The following is a 19,961-nucleotide window of genomic DNA, read 5'->3' on the forward strand; positions in this document are numbered from 1 at the left end:
GCGCTTTGTCATTTTTAACGCCCGTTTCACCACAAATCGACGCTCCAGTTCGGAAAAATTTCACAACGTAAGTTGGAGAAGTGCGCTCGAGGTATTATAAACCTATAAAAATAAACAGAAAAACTAGTTTGTCACAAAAGTGAAACCTACTCTTTTCTTCCGTATCCAGATATATTACACTTTAGCGACAATCTGGTGATGAAAATGTAACAAGCCCGATTGGATACGGTGGCGGACAGGGCCGGGGAGGACCGGGTCGAACGCGTCCGTATCTGTCACTCGCAACGAAGAGTTCGCCGCGATGAAACGGCGACCGCTTCCCCCAAGGAGGAAGAGATGAAACGCACCAATCTGATCAAAGCCACCCTGGTGGCCGGCCTGGCCGGCGCAGCCCTGTCCACGGGCAGCGCGGCGGCGCAGGAAGCCCCCGCCTTCGATTTCGCAGTCGAGACCGTCAGCCTGCAGACCACGCGCGACGTCGCGCGTGTCTACGCCCGGCTCTCCGACGAGGCCGCGAGCTATTGCGGGTCGTTGATCCAGCAGGGTTACGAGACCACCGGCGCGCTCTCGCTGTGCCAGTCCGATGTTGTCGACGTCGTCGTCCAGCGCATCGGTGACGCGCAGCTGTCGCGCTACCATGACCAGGTCCAGTCGCGGTCGGCACGCCCTTACGCGACGGCCCTGAACTAGGCGCTCAAGCCTGCCAAACCAGCCTCTTCAACGGCGCGGTCTCCGGAAGGACCGCGCCGTTTTTTATTGTCCGCTTGGGGGGTGTCTGCAGCCGCGGATTTGGGATGCGGGCGTGAGCCTGCTAGGTCTGGGGGCGCGTCGTCGAACACGAAACGGGGTCCGGTACGTCAGCCAGTCGTCGGCGCGAGCCGCGCCGTGCCCCCGGTATTGAAAAAGGAAGACCTGATGAAACTGACCGATGCGCAAGCTGAGCTGATCAAATCCAAGTTCGGCGCCGAGCCTCTTCCGAGCGACGAACCCGCGGTTGGCCAGCTGACCGAGGCGTTCGGCGACCACACCTTCTATCTCGATGCGAACGGCCTCGTGGTCTTCGAACCGGTCGAGGATCCCGATGCGGACGCCGCGCGTGCGGTCGTCGTCGCGGTCTGGGCCGATGAGAAGCGCGAACAGCTGGCCGGCGTCCAGCCGCAGGCCACCGACACCGTGGTCGAGTTCGACGCGGCGCCCGAGGCGTAACTCGAGGCGTAACCGGGCGCACTGCGCCCTGCCGGCTCGGCCGTGCGAGCGGCCTTGACGCGGGCGAGACGGGTTTGGATGCTCCGCGGCTGTGACTTCCTCCAGCCGCGGAGCATCTGCCCATGGATCATCTCAAAGCCGCGATCCGGACCATCCCCGACTATCCCAAGCCGGGGATCCAGTTTCGCGACGTGACCACGCTGCTCGGCGATGCCGGCGCCTTTCGCGCGGCCGTCGATGCCATGGTCCATCCTTTTGCAGGCAAGAAGATCGACAGCGTTGCGGGCATCGAGGCCCGCGGCTTCATTCTGGGCGGAGCCGTGGCTCACCAGCTCTCGGTCGGCTTCGTGCCCGTGCGCAAGAAGGGCAAGCTGCCCTATCGCACGATCGGCCAGTCCTACGAGCTGGAATACGGCGTGGATGAGGTCGAGATCCATGTCGATGCCGTACGTCCCGGCGAGCGGGTCCTGATCGTGGACGATCTCATCGCCACGGGCGGGACGGCGGAAGCGGCCATTCGCCTGCTGCGCCAGGCCGGTGCCGAGATCGTGGGCTGTTCCTTCGTAATCGACCTTCCAGACCTTGGCGGCGCCAGGCGGCTTGAAGCCCTGGATGTTGCCGTGACCAGCCTGGTGAGCTTCGAAGGCGATTAGGTCTGGCTCGCGTACTCGGTGTCTGGCTTGCAATGCCGCTTGGCGACTGCAGACGGGAACTCATCGGGTGGCCGGCGCGCTAGGAGACCGTCACTTCGAGGAGCTTGCCTGCGCTTGACCCTTCCCGACTGGATTCCGGCGCCGCTGCGGCACAATCGCTATGCGGCCAGCCTGCTGCGCGCCGTGGCCGATGTCGCCAATGACAACCTGTCCTTCGTGTCCGGCGGCGTGGCCTTCTTCGGCTTTCTCGCGATTTTTCCCGCCATCGGTGCGGCGGTGATGATCTGGGGGTTGTTTGCCGAGCCCGACGCCATCGCCACGCAACTCGCCCCGCTCAGCCGCGCCATGCCGGCAGAGGCGTACGAAATCCTGCGCGAACAGCTCGTCGAGGTCGCAGGGGCACCGAGCGGCGGCCTCACTGCCGGGGCGATCTTCGCGCTCCTCTTTTCGCTTTGGAGCGCCACCAAGGGCGCCCGCGCCCTCATCGCGGCCATGAACATCGCCTACGCGGCCAGCGACGAGCGCGGCTTTATCAAGCAGAACCTCCTTGCGGTCGGGTTCACCATGGGCGGTATTGTCTACGGTCTGCTGTCCCTGGTCCTGATCGGGGCGATTCCGGCGGTACTCAACGCGATCGAGCTGGGAGCCTGGACCGAGGCGCTGATCCAGGCAGGGCGGTGGATCCTGGCCATTGCGCTGTTCGCCGGGGCGTTGTCGGCCATCTATCGCTGGGCGCCTCACCGGCCCGATGTGCCGGTACGCTGGCTGGCGCCGGGCGCCATCGGCGCGACCGTATTGTGGGTGCTCGCGTCAACGGCCTTCTCGCTCTACGCGGCGAACTTTGCCAATTACAACGCCACTTTCGGCGCCATCGGATCGGTCATCGTTCTGATGATGTGGATGTGGCTGTCCGCTTTCATCGTGTGCTTCGGTGCGGTGCTGAACGCCGAGCTCGAGCCGACCGATCGCGGCGCGCATGAGTGGACCGACTGAGCCGGGTCAGGCGGGCGCGGGACGTTCCTGGAGGAATCTTGGCTGGATCGCGAACGCTGCGGCGCCCGGCAATGCTGCCGCGCCGAGGAACATGGGTATCCATCCCAGCGCGTCGGAGATAAATCCAGCAACGGCCGGTCCGATGACGCTGCCGGTGCCCGCGACAAGCAAGGCGAGCGTGAAGCTGACGGAGGGCAGGGACGGGAAGAGCCGTTCGCACCAGAAGGCCAGGACGGCGCTCGTCATCATCACGAACACGCCTTGAAGCCCGGCCGAGAGCACGATCGCAACCCAGCTTGCCGGGGCCAGCGCTATCAGCGCGAGAGAAAGCGCCGATATCCCCATGAGACCGCGCAGCAACCAGGCCAGATTGATCAGCCGCTTGACGCGGCCCGTGAAGAGGCCGGCCAGTCCGCACACGCCGTACACAACGAAGATCAGGCCGGCGGCCATCCCGGCAGGAAGACCCGCGCTGCCTTCGGCCCCGGCAATCCGGTCCGCGGCAAAGGTGATGTAGATGGCCGACGTCGTCCCGAAACACAGTCCGGTGCCCAGGAGCGGCAGAATGACGGGCTGAACGAGGTCGCGGATGCTTCGGGGCGGGTCTTGTGCGCGGGCGGTGGTCCCGGCGCTGCGCAGCGCGGCCCAGTTGGCGAGAAGTGCGCCGGCACTGGCGAGTGCGAACGCCGCCCAGCAGAGCCGCCACGAAATCCCGCTGGCGCTCAGGAGCAGCGCAGAGGCTCCGGCCACAACGATACCCACACTCGTGCCGGTGCTGATCAAGGACAGCGCGGCCGGCCGCGTGGCATCGTCCAGGCTGCAATGAACGGCGGCGTTGAACGGCGTCCATGAAAGGCCGGCGCTCGACATTGCGAGAATGACGCCGAGGCACAGCACTGGCAGGTTTGCCGCGGCCGCGATGATCGCCAGCCCGGCGGTGGCTGCGATCAGGCCGCAGATGACCGGCAGGCGGGCTCCGCGCTGCGACGTCATAAACTGGGAGACCAGGAGTGCGAGAACGAAGCAGAGGAAGCCGAGGCTTGAGATCAGGCCCGCTGTCCCGGTCGACATCGAGAATGCCGGCTTGAACTGCGGCAGGAACAGGCCAAAGCCCATTCTCGCCGGCCCGTAGGTGATGGCCGTCGCCGCGAAGCCGGCTGCCGAGAGCGTCCGGAAAGGCGTCATGCCCTAATAACGGACAGACCCCGGATCGGGTTCGCCGTGGCGTGAGAAGGTGTCCGCTCAGCACGCGTCGCGTCAACGCACGAAAAAGCCCCGGTCCGCGCTGGACCGGGGCTTTCGCGTTCAGGCAAAGGCGCTGGACCTAGCCGTCATGGGCCTGGATGAAGCTGCGCACATCTTCGCCCATCGTTTCGATGGAGGGCTGGTGCAGATACATCATGTGGCCGGCGTCATAGTATTCCAGCTCGATCCGGGACGGATCGGAATAGCCGGGACGCTGCAGGGTCAGTTCGGTGGCGTAGAAAGGCGTCGCCAGGTCGTACAGACCGTTCAGGGCCAGCACGTGCAGGTCCTGGTTCTGGCGCATGGCCCGCTCAAGCCAGGGCGAGACATTGACGTAGGAGTTGCGTCCGCCGCCCTGGCCCGCGTCCCAGTTCCAGTCGCGCACGCCGCCGAGCGTCGTGTAGGGACGCTGGATGTCGACGCCGAGCTCGCGGGTGTAATAGTCCAGCATCGCCGCGGTGTAGGCCCCGTCAATGCCATAGCCGGAGGGATCGCCTTCGGGACGGTCGGAGATGGCGTCCGGTTCCATGCCGGTAAAGCGGCTGTCGAAGCGGCCGACCGAGACGCCCTGGTCGCGCAGCAGCTCGACGCGGAAGTTGGACAGGGTGACGCGCATGTTCGCGCGGCGGATATAATCCTCCGACAGGCCGATGAAATCGGACAGGCGGGCAATCACCTCGTCCTTGCGCTGCGGGTCGATATTATTGCCCCGCGTCAGGGCCGGCAGGTAGACGTCGCTGGCGAAATCGCGTGCCTCGTTCAGGAAGGCCTCGCGGTCGTTATTCCACGCGCTGCGGTCGACCCGGTTATGGTGCCACGCCGTCGCGGCATAGCCCGGCATGATGCCGACAAAGCCGATATCGTTGCCGTTGTCGGTCGCATCCATCTTGAAGTCGAGCACGGTGGAGATCAGCACGATGCCGTTGATCGACACGTCGTTCCAGCCCGCTTCCAGCTGGCCCATCAGGGCGCCGGCGCGCGTGGTGCCATAGCTTTCGCCGAGGATGAATTTCGGCGAGTTCCAGCGTCGGTGCTCGGTCAGCCAGCGGCGGATGAAGGCCGCGACCGAGGCCGCGTCCTCTTCCACGCCCCAGAATTCCTCTTTCGGGTCGGTGTCGCCCAGCGCCCGGCTCCAGCCGGTGCCGACCGGATCGATGAAGACCATGTCGGCGACGCCGATCAGGCTTTCGGGGTTGTCGCGCACGTCGAAGGGGGCCGCGCCGTCATCGCCGCCCTCGGAGGGCAGAACGACGCGCTGCGGGCCGAAAACGCCCATGTGCAGCCAGAGCGAGGCCGAGCCCGGCCCGCCGTTGAAAATGAACGCCACCGGGCGTTCGCGCGGATCAAAATTGCCATCGCGGAAATAGCTGGTGGAGAAGATGGACCCGGTCGGTGTCCCGTCCTCGTCTTCCAGATAGGTCTCGCCGGCCACGACGCGGTAGCGCACGCGCTCGCCCTGCACATTCACCTCGCCGGTGCTTTCCCAGGACTGCGCCTCTGGAATGTCCGCATTGGCGGTGGCGGACGTGTCGTCCTGCGCGGTGGCGATGCCGCCGGCAAGGAGAACCGCGGACAATGCGGCCCCGATCATGTGTTTCATAAGGTAACTCCCCGATTATGATGTCCGATTTTCCACTTGGAAAAGCCGAACTCCGCGCTCAGACCGTGTCTGGCGCGGCTCCGTGACTGGATCGCCAAAGGGCTTGGTGATGCGCCCCGCATGTCCCGGCAGTCGCAATCTGCGAGCTGCCATGCGGGCAAGGCCGCCGCTCCCCCTCCCGATGGATCAATCACTTGAAACCATACAGGGCGCGCCGGGACGGGGCCAGCACGCACAGATTACCATGTCTTCATGTCGCGCCCGGCTTGGCGGTTCGCGGTCCGGCTTGTATGGGAGAGCCATGAATTACCGACACGCTTTCCACGCGGGAAATTTCGCCGACGTGCTCAAGCACGCCGTGTTGACGCTCTGTCTCGCGCATCTGGGCAAGAAGGCGAACAAGCCGTTTGCCTATATCGACACCCATGCCGGGATCGGCCGTTACGACCTGTCCGGCAGCGAGGCCCAGCGCAGCCCGGAATGGCGCGACGGGATCGCCCGCCTGCTCGCGGCGGAGCGCCCCGAAGAGGTCGACCGCGTCCTCAAGCCGTATCTCGATACGGTCAGGGCGCTGAATGGGGGCACGGGCGAGCTGACCTCCTATCCCGGCTCGCCGGCGATTGCCGCGCACATGATGGGGCGCAGTGACCGGCTGCATCTGTGCGAGCTGCAGGAGGCGGATTCTGTGACGCTGGACCGTCTGTTTGCGACCGACCGCCGGGTGAAGGTGGAAAAGCGCGATGGCTATCGCGCGCTGAAAAGCCTGCTGCCGCCGAAGGAGAAGCGCGGCCTGGTGCTGGTCGACCCGCCGTTCGAGCATCGTGACGAGATGGCGCACATGGCCGAGGCGGTGGTCGACGCCATCCCCCGCTTTGACACCGGGACCTATATCTTCTGGCGTCCGCTGAAGGACATGTGGGCCGCCGAGCGCTTCGATGTGGGCCTGGCCGAATGGCTGCTCGCCGAGCAGGGTCTGCAGCCGGAGAAGATCCTGCGCGCGGACCTCTGGGTGCGCGACCCGGCCAGCGAGGGCAAGCTCTCCGGCGCCGGCGTGTTCGTGGTCAACCCGCCCTTCACGCTGGAGGAGGATCTGCTCTTCGTCCTGCCCTGGCTGTGCGACCTGTTTGCCCGCGACGAGGATGCGGGCTGGCGCCTGGATGGCGGCATCACCGAGGACAGCCTGGCCGTCGACGAGTTCTAGGGACGAGTTCTAGCGCCGAGTTCTGGGCCGGGCTCCCGGATCGCTATCCCTGGCGGACGCCGGCATCCTGTCCGTCCTCGTCTTCGTCCGGGGTGGCTCCGAACAGCTTGCCGCGCTCGGTCACCAGGACCACGACCAGGCAGCTCGCCCCCAGCCCGACCATGCCGAGCAGCACGGGCGTCACCGTCCCGTCGAAGGTCTGCCCGATGAGCGAGCCCAGCACCGCGCCCGAGATGGAGGTCGCCGCGCCGTAGAGGGCGGCCGCCGTTCCGGCCCGCCGGCCGGCCGGCTCCATGACCAGGGCCGAAAAATTCGCGCCGATCAGGCCGAAGGTCAGCATGCCGCAGCCCAGCAGGATGTAGTAGAGCCAGAACGGCACAGGCCCGGCAAGCGAGATCAGCGCGTGCGCGCCGTTCACCACGATGAAGCCTATCAGGGCGGCATGGGAGATCTTGCGCATGCCGAAGCGGCGCACGATGCGCGCATTGGTCATGGTCACCGCCGCCAGGCCGAGCGCGATGCCGCCGAAGGCGACACCGAACCAGGCGTCCAGCCCATATATGCCGGCGATGATCTGTTCTGACGTGGCGATGAAGGCAAAGAGCGCACCGAAGATGAGCGAGCTGGCGATCATGTATCCCAGCGACATGCGGTTGCTGGCGGCGAGCAGGTAATTGCGCAATGCCGGACCGAGACGGACCGCGATCGCGTCCTCCGGGTTAAGCGTTTCGGGCAGGCGCCGTCCCATCCAGACCAGCAGGATCGCACTGCCCAGCAGCAGCACCAGGAAGATGGCCTGCCAGTTTCCGGCCAGCAGGATGAGCTGGCCCAGTCCCGGCGCCAGGATCGGCGCGGCCATGAAGACCGTCATGGCAAAGCTCATGATTTCGGCCATGCGCCGTCCGGAGACCAGATCGCGCACCACCGCCATGGCCACGACGCGGGTTGCCGCGGCCGCGGCGCCCTGCAGCGCACGGGCGGCCAGCAGGATGGCAAAGCTGGGCGCGATCATGCACAGCGCGGTGGCGATCACATAGCCGACGAGCGCCCACATCAGCGTGCTGCGCCGGCCGATGGAGTCCGCGATCGGCCCGAAGGCGAGCTGGGCGATGCCGAAGCCGAACACATAGGCGGTGATGACCAGCTGGCGATCATTGCCCGGCGCGCCCAGCGCCTGGCCGATTTCCGGCAGCGCAGGCAGCAGCACGTCGATCGACAGCGCGTTCAGCCCCATTAACGCCCCGACCATTGCAATCAGCTCGGCTACGCGGAGCGTCGGGCGTTTGGGGTCTGGTGCGTTCAGTCGGGTGTTAGAGGTGGGGGGCAGGCTCAATAATCCGGCTCGCTGTCATAGGGCCACCCCGGCGGATAATCGTCCGGCACCTGGCCGGGAAAGGCCGGTGAGCGTTTTTCGAGGAAAGACATCACGCCCTCCTGGGCGTCCGCGCTCATGCCGCGCCGCAGGATGGCGCGCGTTTCCTGGCGGTGCGCCTCCATCGGATGGCTGGCCCCGAGCATGCGCCAGGTCATGTGGCGCATCATGGACACCGAGACCGGCGCGACATTGTCGATAAACTGACGCGCGCGCTCGCGTGCCGTCTCCATCAGGACGTCAGGCTCGACCAGGGTGCCGATCAGCCCGCGCTGGTGGGCTTCGTCGGACAGGAAGGTGCGCCCGCTCAAGGACCAGTCCAGCGCGGTTTCGATGCCCACCACACGCGGCAGGAACCAGCTTGCGCACCCGTCCCAGGCAATGCCCCGGCGCACGAAGGGATAGGCCATCTTCGCGCCCGGCACGCCGATGCGCACATCCATCGGCAGGATCATGGTTGCGCCGATGCCGACCGCCGCGCCGTTGATGGCCGCGATCACCGGTTTCTCGCTGTTCCAGATGCGCAGGTTGAGGATGCCGCCCGTATCGCGCCAGCGCGGATCGGTCTCGTCGAATTCGCCCGCCTCTTCGGCGTGCGCGACGGCGTTGAACGTCTCCGCGCCCGTGCTGAGGTCGGCGCCGGCGCAAAATGCGCGCCCGGCTCCGGTCACGATGACGGCGCGCACGTCGGGATCGGCATCGGTCCGGTCGAAGGCGTCGCAAAGCTCGGTGCACATGTGCGGGGTGTAGGCATTCATCGCGTCCGGGCGGTTCAACGTGATGGTCGCGATCTGGTCGCTGACCTCCAGCGCGATCGTGGAAAAGGCCGGCTTGCTCATCGTCTTCCCCCCGGAAGCTATCGTTCGGCGGTCCTTTCATTACCGGACCTTGTGCGCAAGTAGACCGGCTCCGACCTCCCATTGCAATCAAACACATGCCTCGAGCTGCCAATCGTGTCCGCCGCGGCGGGCACTGTCATCGCCAGGGCATGGCCAACAACCTTTTGCGGCCTATGTGCGTTATGGCTCAATCTGGGTAGGGTATGTGGTCGTGCAGGCGACGCGACAGTCCTGCCTGTTTCCACGGGAGCCTCCATGACCGACAACGACAGTCCGAAGAAGCGAGAACAGGACGCTGCCGAAGGCAGTACCGTGGAAGGACGCAAGGCCGAGCGCGAAGTGGAAGAGCGGCTGCGCCTCGGCGCGCTCGCCATTTTCGAGATCGTGCGGCGCGAAGGCGCCGAGGAATTGCGCCGCCCGGCGAGCTCGCTCTGGTGGTCGGGTGTCGCGGCCGGCATGGCCCTGGCACTCTCGGCGGCCGGGGCGGCGATGTTCACCGCCGCCTTGCCGGACAGTGCCCCGACCCGGCTCCTGGTCCCGATCGGCTATGTGATCGGCTTTCTCATCGTGATCTTCGGACGGCTCCAGCTCTTTACCGAGAACACCATCGCCGCCGTCTTCCCACTGGCCGCCGCCTTTTCGAAGGACAACTGGATCCGCGTCGGCCGGCTGTGGGCCATTGTTTTTGCGGCCAACATTGCCGGCGCGCTCGGCGCGGCGGCGGTATTCAACTTCACGCCGATGCTGGAGCCGGGAATCTTCGATGCGCTCGTCAGGGTGTCGGAACACGCCGTGGTCCAGCCCTGGCTCACGGTCTTTGCCCGTGCGGTGCCGGCCGGGTTCCTCATCGCGGCGCTTGTCTGGATGATGCCGAGCGCGAAGGGCAGCGAGTTTCTGCTGATCTCAAGCGTAATCTACGTCCTGGTTCTGGGTGGCTTCACCCACGTCGTGGTCGGCGCGACGGAGGCGTTCACCCTGCTCATGGACGGCCACATCACCCTTCTCAAAGCGACGGTCGGGTTCATCCTGCCCGCCCTTCTGGGCAATGTGATCGGCGGCGCGGCCCTGTTTGCCATGCTCGCCTACGCGCAGATTCGCGACGAGGTGCGCACCGGCCTGCGCGACGAGATGATCTAGGGCGGGGAGGCTAGGACGCGAACGTCCTAGACGTTGAACTTGAACATCATCACATCGCCGTCCTGGACGATGTACTCCTTGCCTTCCTGGCGCAGCTTGCCGGCTTCGCGCGCGCCGCTCTCGCCGCCCTGGGCGATGTAGTCGTCGAACGCGATGGTCTCGGCGCGGATGAAGCCTTTTTCAAAGTCGCCATGGATGACCCCGGCCGCCCTGGGCGCGCTCCAGCCCTTGCGGATGGTCCAGGCGCGCGCTTCCTTGGGGCCGGCGGTGAAATAGGTCTGCAGGTCTAGCAGCTCGTAGCCGGTATGGATCAGACGGTTCAGGCCCGGCTCTTCAAGGCCCAGGCTCTCCAGGTATTCCTCGCGCTCTCCGGCATCCAGCAGGGCCAGCTCGGCCTCGATCTTGGCGCTGATGACGACGCAGGCCGCGCCCTCTTGCGCGGCGCGCTCCTGGACCTGGCGCGAATAGGCATTGCCGCCCGCCGCGCTCTCCTCGTCGACATTGGCCACGAACAGTACCGGCTTGGAGGTGAGAAGCTGCAGCATGCGCCATTCGCGCCGCTCGTCCTTGGGCACTTCGGCATGGCGCGCCGGACGCCCGTCCTGCAACTGCTCCAGCGCCAGGTCGATCAGGCCGATCTGGGCCTTGGCGTCCTTGTCGCCGGATTTGGCTTTCTTCTCCGCGTTGGCGCGGCGCTTTTCCAGGCTCTCCATGTCGGCCAGCATCAGCTCGGTCTCGACTGTCTCGAAATCGTCGAGCGGGTCGACCTTGCCGGAGACGTGGGTCACGTCCTCGTCCTCGAAGCAGCGCAGCACGTACACGACCGCGTCGACCTCGCGGATATTGGCCAGGAACTGGTTGCCCAGGCCTTCACCCTGGCTGGCGCCTTTGACCAGCCCGGCAATGTCGACAAAGCTCATGCGCGCCGGAATGATGTTCGCCGATCCGGCGATTTCGGCCAGCTTGAACAGGCGCGGTTCGGGCACGGCCACCTCGCCGACATTCGGCTCGATGGTGCAGAAGGGATAGTTGGCCGCCTGCGCCGCCGCCGTCTGCGTCAGCGCATTGAACAGCGTCGACTTGCCCACGTTCGGCAGTCCGACAATGCCGCATTTAAAGCCCATGACGCGCGTCTCCTAGCTTGGCTCAGGCGCGCCGTATAGGCCAACCGGGCCCGGTAAGGGAAGGGCATTGCCTGTGCGGGCCTCAGCCGGGACATGCCCAGGCCTGGCCTCGAGGTTTCAGGAGGGGCCCAAAAACGAAAAGCCCGAGCCGCAAGGGACTCGGGGGAGGAGCAGATGAAGGCTCGGGCTTTCCTGTCGGGACCACTGCCGGGGGAGGGGTTGGGTCCCGAATGCGATGTCTAGCGGTTTTGCGGCGCCATCGGTTCGTCGACGTCGCTTTCCGCCTCGGCATCGACATCATAGCTCACGGACCAGGCGACGAATTCGTTGTCGCTCAGCGTGCCGCTATCGTCGATGTCGTAGGAGTCGATATCGTCCTGCGTTGCGTCAGGGGCGATGTCCTGCAGCTCGGCGAGGGTGACTTCGCCATTGGCGTCGGCGTCGACCTCGGCGAACTCCGGGGCCTGAGCCATGGCCGCAGCGGTGCCCAGCAGGGCGGTGGCAGAAACGGCAATCAGGGTTTTCATCGTTCACTCTCCGATATGGTCGTCCGGCTGTCGTTACCGGACACCCTCTCAACGCTCCGAATGTGATGTGCGATCCCGCTGGGCCGATGACCATTTCGGGGTCATTTCAAGGCAGGATGCGGCCCGATCGCGGCACACGGCCTGGCGACACTTGCGACGCTGCAGCGCAGGCTCAGTCCGCGTCGCCGCCGGGTGCCGGAGCAAGATGGGTCACCTTGGTCTGGAAGGCATCTTCCTGTCCCTCCGCCAGCAGCGGCAGGGCGCGCGTGATGGCATCCAGCATCGGGCCGAACCACTCCTCGGCCTCGGCCTTGGAAAAATCGGACAGGACATGGCCGGTGACCTTGTCCTTGTGACCCGGGTGACCGATCCCGATCCGCCCGCGCTTCACCCCCGGTCCGACATGGGCCAGGATGGAGCGCATCCCGTTATTGCCGCCATGGCCGCCGCCGGTCTTGAAGCGGAACTTGCCGGGCGCAAGATCGATCTCGTCGTGGAAGACGACAATTTCCTCCGGCGCGATCTTGTAGAACTCGGCCGCCGCGCGCACCGACAGGCCGGACTCGTTGTAATAGGTCTGCGGGCGCAGCAGCAGCGCCTTCTTCGGACCGGATGATGTCTGGATCTGGCCCTCGGCGAGATGGCCCTGGAATTTTTCGCGCCACGGTCCGAAACCGTGATCCTGGGCGATGGCTTCGAGCACCAGGAAGCCGGCATTATGCCGGTTGAACGCATACTTCCCGCCCGGATTGCCCAGGCCAACGATCAGCGGCATGGCTCACGCCTCCGGTTTCCAAACAGAAAAAGGGCGGCCGGCGAAATTCGCAACAGGCCGCCCCTTTTATCTCTAGCCCGATTGAGACGCGACTTACTCGTCGTCGCCTTTCTTGGCTTCGTCCTCGGCATCGTCTTCCATGACGCTGTCGTCGGACTGTTCGATGACTTCGGTCTCGATGTCTTCGTCGGGAGCTTCCTCCTCGACGAGCGCGCGCGACGACTGGATGGTGGCAATCGTGAAGTCACGGTCGGTGATCGACGATTTGACCTTCTCGGGCAGCTTGACCGAGGAGATGTGCACCGAGTCGCCGATCTCGTAGCCGGACAGATCGACCTCGATCGCGTCCGGGATACGCCCGGCCGGGCAATCGATCTCGATGGTGTGACGCACCACGTTCAGCACGCCGCCCTGGTCCAGACCCGGAGATTTTTCTTCGTTCAGGAAGTGGACCGGCACCTCGACCGTGATCATCGAGTGCTCGTTCACGCGGTAGAAGTCGATGTGCACCGCTTCGTCGCGAACCGGGTGGAATTGCACGTCGCGCGTCAGCACGGACTGCTTTTTGCCGTCATGATCGATCTCGATCATGTTGGACAGGAATTTGCCGGACTTGATCGCCTTGACCACTTCATTGGCCTTCAGGCTGATCGCGACCGGGTCCTGGCCCCCGCCATAGAGAACCGCGGGCACACGGCCCTGGCGCCGCGACTCGCGGGCGCCGCCTTTGCCGGTGCGCTCGCGCACTTCAACGGAGAGAACGATATCGCTCATCGGTCCGGTCCTTATACATACGATCTCAAACGCGAATGCCGCGGTCCCGCCGGAAGGACGTGCCGCGGCTTTCGGTTGCGCGCCGGGCCTGTCCCGTCGCGTTTCGAGCGGCGGCTAATAGCCGATCCCGCGAACACGCGCAACCGGGCTGGCATGTGAAAAACCGGCGCGAAGCAGGCGCGCCGGTTCTTCAAGGCCATGTCTATACGCTTGAAGCCTACTGGTCGAGGCTGGATGTGTCGTACATTGCGGTGACTGCGCCGTGATATTCGTCCCAGTCGACGCCGTCGTCATCATCGGTGTCGAACTCGTCGAAGCGCTCGGCATAAAAGCCGTCATCGGCCTGCCAGTTACCCCATTCTTCCTGCGAGATGGAGCCGTTGCCATCGGTATCGATGGCCTGGAAGGCCTGCTGCAGGTGAGATTCGAACATGGCTGCGGCGTCACTGGACGCGCCGTGCTCGTCGCCGCTCATGTGGTGGTCGGCGTGGGCGGCAGTGCCGGCAAGACCCAGCGTGGCGGCGGTGGCGATAATGGTCAGACGTTTCATCAATCAGACTCCTCGTTCGACTTCTGCCAGCCGCACACCATCGTGCGGATGGCTGTGCCCCGATCAACGTGTGAGGCGGACAGCCGTTCCGGCAAATCGCGAGGCACGAAGCCTAGTCGAAGAGTTTGGAGACCGATTCCTCGTTTGCGATCCGCCGGATCGCTTCGCCGAGCAGAGGCGCGACGCCCAGCACGCGGATATTCGGCGCGGCGGCGCTGCGCTCGCGCACATCGATGGAGTCCGTCACCACCAGCTCTTTCAGCACCGAGCTTTCGATGCGCTCCACCGCCTTGCCTGACAGCACACCGTGCGTGATGTAGGCGGAAACTTCGGCCGCGCCCTGGTCCTTGAGCGCCGCGGCCGCGTTGCACAGCGTGCCGCCCGAATCGATGATGTCGTCGAAGATGATGCAGCGCCGGTCTTCGACCTCGCCGATGATGTTCATCACTTCCGACACCCCGGCGCGCGGCCGGCGCTTGTCGACAATGGCGATTTCCGCGCCCAGGCGCTGGGCCAGCGCGCGTGCCCGCACCACGCCGCCCACATCCGGCGACACGATCAGCAGGTTGTCGGTCTGATAGTGCTTGCGGATATCCTGTTCGAAGACAGGCGTGGTGAACAGGTTGTCGGTCGGGATGTCGAAGAAGCCCTGGATCTGGCCGGCGTGCAGGTCGAGCGTCAGCACCCGGTCCGCCCCGGCGCGCGCGATCAGGTTGGCGACCAGCTTGGCGGTGATGGGCGTGCGGCCGCCGGTTTTGCGGTCTTGGCGCGCATAGCCGAAATAAGGGATGACCGCGGTGATGCGACGGGCACTCGCGCGCGACAGCGCGTCGATGCAGATCAGCAATTCCATCAAATGGGTGTTGGCCGGCTTGGAGGTCGGCTGGATGAGGAAAACGTCCTCGCCGCGCATGTTCTCGTCGATGCGGCAGAAGAGTTCGCCGTCGGCGAAGGTTTCGATCTCGACATTGGACAGCGGCGAGTCGAGATAATCGGCTATGGTCTTGGCCAGAGGCTTGTTGGCGTTGCCACACATGAGCTTCATGGCAGGTTATCCCTTCGCTTGCCGCATCTGCCGCGGCTCATAGCAGAGCTTTGGCAGGGCGCAAAGGCAGCGCTGCGGATTCTCGCGCACATGCGCGCATTAAGCCGTGGACGGACCAAGTCCGGCCGGTGGCGGCAAGCCCTCCGAAGACAGACAGATCGCCTTGAACAGCGTGCCCATCTCGTCCTCCGCCGTCAGCCGGTCGAGCTGACGCAGCAGGGTTTCGCGCTTCTCCGGCACCTTGGCCGCCAGCATGTTGGTACGTTGCGCGATGCCGAGCGCAGCCAGGTAATCGCGTTGCGGCGTCGGGCCATGCACCGACAGCCCGGCACTGCGGGCAGCCTGGCTCAGAACCTCAAAATCGACCCGCGCGGTCAGGTCCGCCGTACCCGGCCGGTCCAGCGGATCGACCTTCTCGTGCGCCCGGATCGCCTGCAGCGTATCCCCGGCCTCGCTGGTGTCCGGTCCGTAGTCGATGAACAGGGCGCGGCCGGGATGGTTGGTGAACCGGGCCGCCAGCGCTTCGACCATCTGGTGATCGCCGGGGCGCAGCTCGGCCAGCGTGCCGTCCGGTCCATCGCGCAGCGCGGGCGCGATCAGCTCCAGGTCGGCGTCGGCGAGCTGAGGGCCCGGCACGAAGGCGAGCCGGCTCTCGTCCTCAGGATGCAGGCCGACACAGCGCTCGCGCCAGAGGCCTTGCGTGCGCACGGCCTGACGCACCGGCAGGCAGTCCAGGAACTCGTTGCCGACGACCAGGCTCGGCCCGGCCGGTGCCCGCTCGATGCGGTCGGCCCAGCGGATCTGCACCGGGCTTTCGGCCAGCGTCTCGCCCTGCACCATTTTCAGCGCGGGGCTCGCCTCCACCAGCGTCACTTCCATCGCATTCACGAAGCCGGGCACGACCCGCGCCGTGCGCAGGATGTCGTGCATCAGCGTGCCCTTGCCGGGGCCAAGCTCGATGAGCTGGACGCGGGCGGGCGAGCCCATGTCGATCCAGGCCTGGGCCAGCCACAATCCGATCACCTCGCCGAACATCTGACTGATTTCCGGGGCGGTGATGAAGTCGCTGCCGGCGCCGATCGGGTCTTTCGTGGCATAAAATCCGGCCACCGGATCGAACAGGGCCTCGGCCATGAAGGCGGAAACCGGGATCACCCCTTCGCTGGCGATCCGGTCCATCAGGCGTTGACGAATGCGCGCTTCGGGCAGGTCGGTCTCGGTCATCCGTTCTGACGGCTCTTGGCAGCTTCGGACGCGGTGTCGGCCAGGGTGCCGGGCCGGTCGTCAGGGCGTGTCTTCAGCGCCCGCCAGATCAGCACGGCTCCCACCAGGATAAGCGGCAGGGACAGGATCATTCCCATCGTCACATAGCCCTGCAGAGCTTCGGGCATATGCGTGTCGGGTTCGCGCACCAGTTCGACCAGGGCGCGGAACAGGCCGTACCCGGCCAAGAAGACGCCGGCCACCAGCCCGGGACGCGACAGCGCGCGCCACTTCCAGATCAGCACAGCGATCACCGTGAACAGAACCAGGCCTTCCAGCGTGGCCTCGTAGAGCTGGCTGGGGTGACGCAGCGCGCACTCGGGATCGCCGGCAAAGCGCATCGCCCAGGGCAGGTTTGGCGCCTCGCGGCCCCACAGCTCGCCATTGATGAAATTGGCCAGCCGGCCCAGCAGCAGGCCGACCGGCGTGGCCGCCGCCACCGCATCTGCGGTGCGCGTCACCTCCACGCCGTGCGCGCGGCTGGTGAAGAAGATCGCCAGCGCCACGCCGATCAGGCCGCCATGAAAGCTCATCCCGCCTTCGGTGATGCCCGTCGCGATCCACAACGGACGCTCCCAGATCGCCGCGGTCTGGTAGAACAGCACATAGCCGATCCGCCCGCCGGCAATCACGCCGACCATGATCCACAGCAGCAGATCGTCGACGAAGGCCCGGCTCATCGGAGCCGCGACCGGCTTGGGGTGTGTGGTCCACAGGCGCGGGCGGCGCACCATCTGGTTCACGTACCAGAGGCCGAAGAACAGCCCGGCAATGTAGGCGAGCGCGTACCACCGTATGGGCAGGCCTTCGAGGCCGAAGAACGGGAAGGGGATTTCGACCAGCACCGGGTCCAGGGCGAAGGTCGGAATGCAGCGGGCCAGCATGAGCGAGGCTCCCAAACCATGCGCCCCGGAGCCAGGATTGCCGGGGCGGTAACTGTGTACGACGACGCGGATCGTTGCGCGACCCGCCCTCGAACGCCTATATGGTCCCCTATAGCAGAGCACACGGTGATGTCATGCAGTCGCGCAACCCGATTTTTGCCGATATCGCAGACCTGATGACCGACGCCTTCGGCGCGGCGCAGGCAGCAGGGGAAGAAGCCCGGACGATGTTCCGGGCCAGAGCCGAACGCATGGCGTCCGATCTCGACCTGGTCAGCCGGGAAGAGTTCGATGCGGTCAAGGCGCGTCTCGACGCGCTCGGCACCGAAACCGAATCGCTGCGGGCTCGAATCGCCGAGCTCGAGGGGCAAAAAGCAGCCCCGTCCAGGAAACCGTCATCGGCGAGCAAACGCCCGGCGGCGAAAAAGTCTTAAACGCGAACAGTTTAAATCCTTGGTCGCGGATCGTGCTTGCGCGGGTGGCACTCGCCTGCCTAGCCTGCAGCAAGACGTGCGATCGCACCGAGGGGAGTGAAGGTCATGGAACTCAATCAAGACACGCTCACCTATGAGGCCGACCCGCTCGAATGCGTGGAGCAGGCGGTCATTGCCGAGCAATACGCCTATGAGCGCGACGATACCGAGCTGCATATCGCGGTTCCCGGCGCCTGGCGCGATCATCAGATCTGGTTTGCCTGGCGCCCCGAGCTCGACGCGCTGCATATTTGCGGCAGCCTTGAACTCAAAGTGCCCGAGAAGCGTTTCAGGGAGGCGTGCGAGCTTGTGAACCGGCTCAACGAGCGGCTCTATCTCGGTCATTTCGAGGTTTGGAGCGAAGATGGCTCGGTGATCTTCCGTCATGCGCTCGCCGTACCGGGCGGTGAAGGCATTTCTCCGGCGGCGGCGGCAGGGCTTATCGGGGCCGCCAAGGAAGCCGGGGAGCGTCTCTATCCCGCCTTTCAATATCTCATCTGGGGCGGCAAGAGCGTCTCCGAGTCCGTCTCGGCTGCGATGTTCGATACCGCCGGCGAAGCATAACAGGACAGGTTTATGACCAATCAACGCAATGGCCGTCTGGCTCTGGTCGGAGTCGGACGCATGGGTGCGGCTATGGCCGCGGGCTGGCTCCGCAAGAGCGAAGGCGGCGTTCCCGCTGACAAGCTGCTCTTCGTCGAGCCCGAGCTGCAAGGCCCGGCCAAGGACCTCGCCGACAAGTATGGGGTCCAGCACCTGACCCAGCTTGATGCGGAGACCGCGAAGACCGTCGATACGATCATTCTCGCGGTCAAGCCGCAGGTTATGGAAAAAATCCTGCCCCAGCTCAGCGAAGTCGCCGGCGAGGACACGCTGATCGTGTCGGTCGCGGCCGGCATCGGTCTGCGCGCCTTCGAGAAGGCCTTCCCGGGCCGTCCGATCGTGCGCAACATGCCCAACGTGCCCGGGGCTATCGGCAAGGGGATCAATGTCGCCATCGCCAACGAGCGGGCCGACGAGCTGAAACTGCGCGACGAGGCCGAGACACTTCTGAAAGTGACCGGTCCGGTCGAATGGCTTGAGGAAGAGCGCCTGATGGGCGCGGCGACCGGCGTGTCCGGGTCCGGCCCGGCCTATGTCTTCCTGATGGCCGAAGCGCTCGCGCGTGCCGGCGAAGCCGAAGGCCTGCCTGCCGACCTTGCCGAGCGCCTGGCCGTGGCCACCGTCTCGGGTGCTGGTGCCATGCTCGAACAGTCGCTGGCCGACGGCAGTGCGAGCGCCGCCGATCTGCGCCGTTCGGTCACCTCGCCCAACGGCACGACCCAGGCCGCACTCGACGTCCTGATGGGTGAAGGCGGCCTGCCCAGCCTCATCCACAAGGCCGTGGCCGCGGCGGAAAAGCGGAGCCGCGAGCTCGGCAGCGCCAAGAACGACAAAGGGTAGGCCCTTCTATCCCGCGAAGAGGCCGGAGGGGCCGAGGTCGAAGGGCACCCGCCCCCTCAGTCAGCTGCACTGACAGCTCCCCCGCAAGCAGGGGAGCACACCGGCGTCTGCGCTGACGATGAGCAAGCAGCCTCTGCGATGTCCTCCCCCGTTCACGGGGGAGGTGTCGCCGGAGGCGACGGAGGGGGCGGGATCGAAGAGAACCTTCCTTCATCTGTCCTCCCACCCCCGCGCATGGTATCGTCTCCGCGTCAGGAGACACCGCCATGTCGAATGTGAAGACCCGTACGATCAGCCTGCCAGAAGCCGACGCGGCGTTTCTTCAGAAGAAGGTCGCGTCCGGTGAATACGGCTCCGAAAGCGAAGTCATCGAGGCTGGCCTGGATGCCCTTCGCGAACGCGACGAAGTCATCGAGCGCTGGCTGGTCGAGGAGGTCGCGCCCACCTACGACGCCGCGATGGCCGATCCGGGGCGGGCAGTTTCAATTGAACAGACCTTTACCGAGCTGCGTGAACACAGCGCTTCCTTCCGCCCGGACGACGAGTGAAGCGCTACAGCGTCGTTTTCGAAGTGGCCGCAAGACGCGACCTGCGCAATCTTCATGACTGGATCGCGCGCAAATCCGGCGTCCGGGTTGCGATGGGCTTCATGGAGCGAATTCGGTCTTACTGTGAGGGCTTCGAAATCGCTCCCGAGCGCGGACGTCAGTGCCCCGATATCCGGCCTGGGCTCCGGCTTGTCGGCTTCGAGCGGTGCGTGACCATTGCCTTCACGGTCAACGGTGACCGGGTGGTGATCCTGCGAATTATATATCGCGGCCGGGACCTGGAGAGATTGCTGGGCTGAACCCGCCGCG

General features: G+C 65.4%; 23 protein-coding genes. 11 read left to right on the forward strand and 12 right to left on the reverse strand.

Annotated features, from left to right (window positions below; genetic code table 11):
* Positions 1-336: 336 nt before the first annotated feature.
* From PGP17_RS05470 to PGP17_RS05485, 4 genes are all read left to right on the forward strand, one after another.
* The gene (locus tag PGP17_RS05470; protein ID WP_270374541.1) at positions 337-690 is read left to right on the forward strand and encodes a UrcA family protein; all 354 of its coding nucleotides are present in this window, start codon (positions 337-339) and stop codon (positions 688-690) included.
* A 225-nt stretch (positions 691-915) separates the two neighbouring features.
* Entirely contained in the window at positions 916-1,206 is a 291-nt protein-coding gene (locus tag PGP17_RS05475; protein ID WP_135942967.1) for a hypothetical protein, read from the forward strand.
* Positions 1,207-1,328: 122 nt separating this feature from the next.
* Complete coding sequence (locus PGP17_RS05480) at positions 1,329-1,859, forward strand: adenine phosphoribosyltransferase (RefSeq protein WP_270374542.1); 531 nt, start codon at positions 1,329-1,331, stop codon at positions 1,857-1,859.
* 114 nt (positions 1,860-1,973) lie between these two features.
* Complete coding sequence (locus tag PGP17_RS05485) at positions 1,974-2,852, forward strand: YihY/virulence factor BrkB family protein (protein WP_158291143.1); 879 nt, start codon at positions 1,974-1,976, stop codon at positions 2,850-2,852.
* A gap of 6 nt (positions 2,853-2,858) precedes the next feature.
* Here PGP17_RS05485 and PGP17_RS05490 read toward each other — a convergent pair whose 3' ends face one another.
* On the reverse strand, positions 2,859-4,037 hold the full coding sequence (locus PGP17_RS05490; RefSeq protein WP_270374543.1) for an MFS transporter: 1,179 nt from the start codon (positions 4,035-4,037) through the stop codon (positions 2,859-2,861).
* 139 nt (positions 4,038-4,176) lie between these two features.
* Positions 4,177-5,697, reverse strand: coding sequence for a S10 family peptidase (locus PGP17_RS05495; protein ID WP_270374544.1), 1,521 nt, complete (start codon positions 5,695-5,697; stop codon positions 4,177-4,179).
* Positions 5,698-5,998: 301 nt separating this feature from the next.
* Between PGP17_RS05495 and PGP17_RS05500 the strand changes: the two genes are divergently transcribed.
* Positions 5,999-6,898 (forward strand): 23S rRNA (adenine(2030)-N(6))-methyltransferase RlmJ, encoded by a 900-nt coding sequence (locus PGP17_RS05500; RefSeq protein ID WP_270374545.1) that lies wholly within the window; start codon positions 5,999-6,001, stop codon positions 6,896-6,898.
* A 43-nt stretch (positions 6,899-6,941) separates the two neighbouring features.
* Here PGP17_RS05500 and PGP17_RS05505 read toward each other — a convergent pair whose 3' ends face one another.
* Both PGP17_RS05505 and PGP17_RS05510 read right to left on the reverse strand, forming a co-directional pair.
* Positions 6,942-8,147, reverse strand: coding sequence for an MFS transporter (locus PGP17_RS05505; protein ID WP_270374546.1), 1,206 nt, complete (start codon positions 8,145-8,147; stop codon positions 6,942-6,944).
* A gap of 80 nt (positions 8,148-8,227) precedes the next feature.
* On the reverse strand, positions 8,228-9,109 hold the full coding sequence (locus PGP17_RS05510) for an enoyl-CoA hydratase-related protein (RefSeq protein WP_270374547.1): 882 nt from the start codon (positions 9,107-9,109) through the stop codon (positions 8,228-8,230).
* A gap of 255 nt (positions 9,110-9,364) precedes the next feature.
* Here PGP17_RS05510 and PGP17_RS05515 point away from each other — a divergent pair, with 255 nt between their 5' ends.
* Complete coding sequence (locus tag PGP17_RS05515; RefSeq protein WP_135942973.1) at positions 9,365-10,246, forward strand: formate/nitrite transporter family protein; 882 nt, start codon at positions 9,365-9,367, stop codon at positions 10,244-10,246.
* Positions 10,247-10,272: 26 nt separating this feature from the next.
* On the opposite strand, the gene ychF is transcribed toward PGP17_RS05515, so the two are convergent.
* The 8 genes from ychF to lgt form a co-directional block, all read right to left on the reverse strand.
* Positions 10,273-11,370, reverse strand: a complete 1,098-nt coding sequence (ychF, locus tag PGP17_RS05520) for a redox-regulated ATPase YchF (RefSeq protein ID WP_270374548.1) — start codon at positions 11,368-11,370, stop codon at positions 10,273-10,275.
* Between the two features lie 239 nt (positions 11,371-11,609).
* On the reverse strand, positions 11,610-11,897 hold the full coding sequence (locus PGP17_RS05525; protein WP_270374549.1) for a hypothetical protein: 288 nt from the start codon (positions 11,895-11,897) through the stop codon (positions 11,610-11,612).
* Positions 11,898-12,069: 172 nt separating this feature from the next.
* Positions 12,070-12,672 carry an aminoacyl-tRNA hydrolase gene (gene pth, locus PGP17_RS05530; protein WP_270374550.1) on the reverse strand — a complete coding sequence of 201 codons (603 nt, stop codon included), beginning with the start codon at positions 12,670-12,672 and terminating at the stop codon, positions 12,070-12,072.
* 93 nt (positions 12,673-12,765) lie between these two features.
* Positions 12,766-13,446 carry a 50S ribosomal protein L25/general stress protein Ctc gene (locus tag PGP17_RS05535; protein WP_135942977.1) on the reverse strand — a complete coding sequence of 227 codons (681 nt, stop codon included), beginning with the start codon at positions 13,444-13,446 and terminating at the stop codon, positions 12,766-12,768.
* Positions 13,447-13,663: 217 nt separating this feature from the next.
* Positions 13,664-13,996, reverse strand: coding sequence for an EF-hand domain-containing protein (locus tag PGP17_RS05540; RefSeq protein WP_270374551.1), 333 nt, complete (start codon positions 13,994-13,996; stop codon positions 13,664-13,666).
* A gap of 112 nt (positions 13,997-14,108) precedes the next feature.
* Positions 14,109-15,041 carry a ribose-phosphate pyrophosphokinase gene (locus PGP17_RS05545; RefSeq protein ID WP_135942978.1) on the reverse strand — a complete coding sequence of 311 codons (933 nt, stop codon included), beginning with the start codon at positions 15,039-15,041 and terminating at the stop codon, positions 14,109-14,111.
* A gap of 99 nt (positions 15,042-15,140) precedes the next feature.
* Positions 15,141-16,265 (reverse strand): class I SAM-dependent methyltransferase, encoded by a 1,125-nt coding sequence (locus PGP17_RS05550; protein ID WP_270374552.1) that lies wholly within the window; start codon positions 16,263-16,265, stop codon positions 15,141-15,143.
* Positions 16,262-17,188: a prolipoprotein diacylglyceryl transferase gene (gene lgt / locus PGP17_RS05555; RefSeq protein WP_270374553.1), complete on the reverse strand. Its 927-nt coding sequence runs from the start codon at positions 17,186-17,188 to the stop codon at positions 16,262-16,264. Before lgt ends, PGP17_RS05550 begins: the two co-directional genes overlap by 4 nt.
* 134 nt (positions 17,189-17,322) lie before the next feature.
* Between lgt and PGP17_RS05560 the strand changes: the two genes are divergently transcribed.
* From PGP17_RS05560 to PGP17_RS05580, 5 genes are all read left to right on the forward strand, one after another.
* Complete coding sequence (locus PGP17_RS05560) at positions 17,323-17,622, forward strand: accessory factor UbiK family protein (protein WP_270374554.1); 300 nt, start codon at positions 17,323-17,325, stop codon at positions 17,620-17,622.
* A 105-nt stretch (positions 17,623-17,727) separates the two neighbouring features.
* Complete coding sequence (locus tag PGP17_RS05565; RefSeq protein WP_135942982.1) at positions 17,728-18,225, forward strand: YbjN domain-containing protein; 498 nt, start codon at positions 17,728-17,730, stop codon at positions 18,223-18,225.
* A gap of 12 nt (positions 18,226-18,237) precedes the next feature.
* Entirely contained in the window at positions 18,238-19,104 is an 867-nt protein-coding gene (proC, locus tag PGP17_RS05570) for a pyrroline-5-carboxylate reductase (RefSeq protein ID WP_135942983.1), read from the forward strand.
* Positions 19,105-19,370: 266 nt separating this feature from the next.
* Positions 19,371-19,652, forward strand: a complete 282-nt coding sequence (locus tag PGP17_RS05575; protein WP_270374555.1) for a ribbon-helix-helix domain-containing protein — start codon at positions 19,371-19,373, stop codon at positions 19,650-19,652.
* Entirely contained in the window at positions 19,649-19,951 is a 303-nt protein-coding gene (locus PGP17_RS05580) for a type II toxin-antitoxin system RelE/ParE family toxin (RefSeq protein WP_270374556.1), read from the forward strand. Before PGP17_RS05575 ends, PGP17_RS05580 begins: the two co-directional genes overlap by 4 nt.
* Positions 19,952-19,961: the final 10 nt, after the last annotated feature.

This window comes from Marinicauda sp. Alg238-R41, from assembly GCF_947331485.1.
Lineage (GTDB): Bacteria > Pseudomonadota > Alphaproteobacteria > Caulobacterales > Maricaulaceae > Marinicauda > Marinicauda pacifica.

What these genes read in the sequence shown, in the direction of transcription:
- PGP17_RS05470 (WP_270374541.1), top strand. Translation starts at nt 337, where the DNA reads ATGAAACGCACCAATCTGATCAAAGCCACCCTGGTGGCCGGCCTGGCC.
- PGP17_RS05475 (WP_135942967.1), top strand. Translation starts at nt 916, where the DNA reads ATGAAACTGACCGATGCGCAAGCTGAGCTGATCAAATCCAAGTTCGGC.
- PGP17_RS05480 (WP_270374542.1), top strand. Translation starts at nt 1,329, where the DNA reads ATGGATCATCTCAAAGCCGCGATCCGGACCATCCCCGACTATCCCAAG.
- PGP17_RS05490 (WP_270374543.1), bottom strand. Translation starts at nt 4,037, where the DNA reads ATGACGCCTTTCCGGACGCTCTCGGCAGCCGGCTTCGCGGCGACGGCC.
- PGP17_RS05495 (WP_270374544.1), bottom strand. Translation starts at nt 5,697, where the DNA reads ATGAAACACATGATCGGGGCCGCATTGTCCGCGGTTCTCCTTGCCGGC.
- PGP17_RS05500 (WP_270374545.1), top strand. Translation starts at nt 5,999, where the DNA reads ATGAATTACCGACACGCTTTCCACGCGGGAAATTTCGCCGACGTGCTC.
- PGP17_RS05505 (WP_270374546.1), bottom strand. Translation starts at nt 8,147, where the DNA reads ATGGTCGGGGCGTTAATGGGGCTGAACGCGCTGTCGATCGACGTGCTG.
- PGP17_RS05510 (WP_270374547.1), bottom strand. Translation starts at nt 9,109, where the DNA reads ATGAGCAAGCCGGCCTTTTCCACGATCGCGCTGGAGGTCAGCGACCAG.
- PGP17_RS05515 (WP_135942973.1), top strand. Translation starts at nt 9,365, where the DNA reads ATGACCGACAACGACAGTCCGAAGAAGCGAGAACAGGACGCTGCCGAA.
- ychF (WP_270374548.1), bottom strand. Translation starts at nt 11,370, where the DNA reads ATGGGCTTTAAATGCGGCATTGTCGGACTGCCGAACGTGGGCAAGTCG.
- PGP17_RS05525 (WP_270374549.1), bottom strand. Translation starts at nt 11,897, where the DNA reads ATGAAAACCCTGATTGCCGTTTCTGCCACCGCCCTGCTGGGCACCGCT.
- pth (WP_270374550.1), bottom strand. Translation starts at nt 12,672, where the DNA reads ATGCCGCTGATCGTTGGCCTGGGCAATCCGGGCGGGAAGTATGCGTTC.
- PGP17_RS05535 (WP_135942977.1), bottom strand. Translation starts at nt 13,446, where the DNA reads ATGAGCGATATCGTTCTCTCCGTTGAAGTGCGCGAGCGCACCGGCAAA.
- PGP17_RS05540 (WP_270374551.1), bottom strand. Translation starts at nt 13,996, where the DNA reads ATGAAACGTCTGACCATTATCGCCACCGCCGCCACGCTGGGTCTTGCC.
- PGP17_RS05545 (WP_135942978.1), bottom strand. Translation starts at nt 15,041, where the DNA reads ATGAAGCTCATGTGTGGCAACGCCAACAAGCCTCTGGCCAAGACCATA.
- PGP17_RS05550 (WP_270374552.1), bottom strand. Translation starts at nt 16,265, where the DNA reads ATGACCGAGACCGACCTGCCCGAAGCGCGCATTCGTCAACGCCTGATG.
- lgt (WP_270374553.1), bottom strand. Translation starts at nt 17,188, where the DNA reads ATGCTGGCCCGCTGCATTCCGACCTTCGCCCTGGACCCGGTGCTGGTC.
- PGP17_RS05560 (WP_270374554.1), top strand. Translation starts at nt 17,323, where the DNA reads ATGCAGTCGCGCAACCCGATTTTTGCCGATATCGCAGACCTGATGACC.
- PGP17_RS05565 (WP_135942982.1), top strand. Translation starts at nt 17,728, where the DNA reads ATGGAACTCAATCAAGACACGCTCACCTATGAGGCCGACCCGCTCGAA.
- proC (WP_135942983.1), top strand. Translation starts at nt 18,238, where the DNA reads ATGACCAATCAACGCAATGGCCGTCTGGCTCTGGTCGGAGTCGGACGC.
- PGP17_RS05575 (WP_270374555.1), top strand. Translation starts at nt 19,371, where the DNA reads ATGTCGAATGTGAAGACCCGTACGATCAGCCTGCCAGAAGCCGACGCG.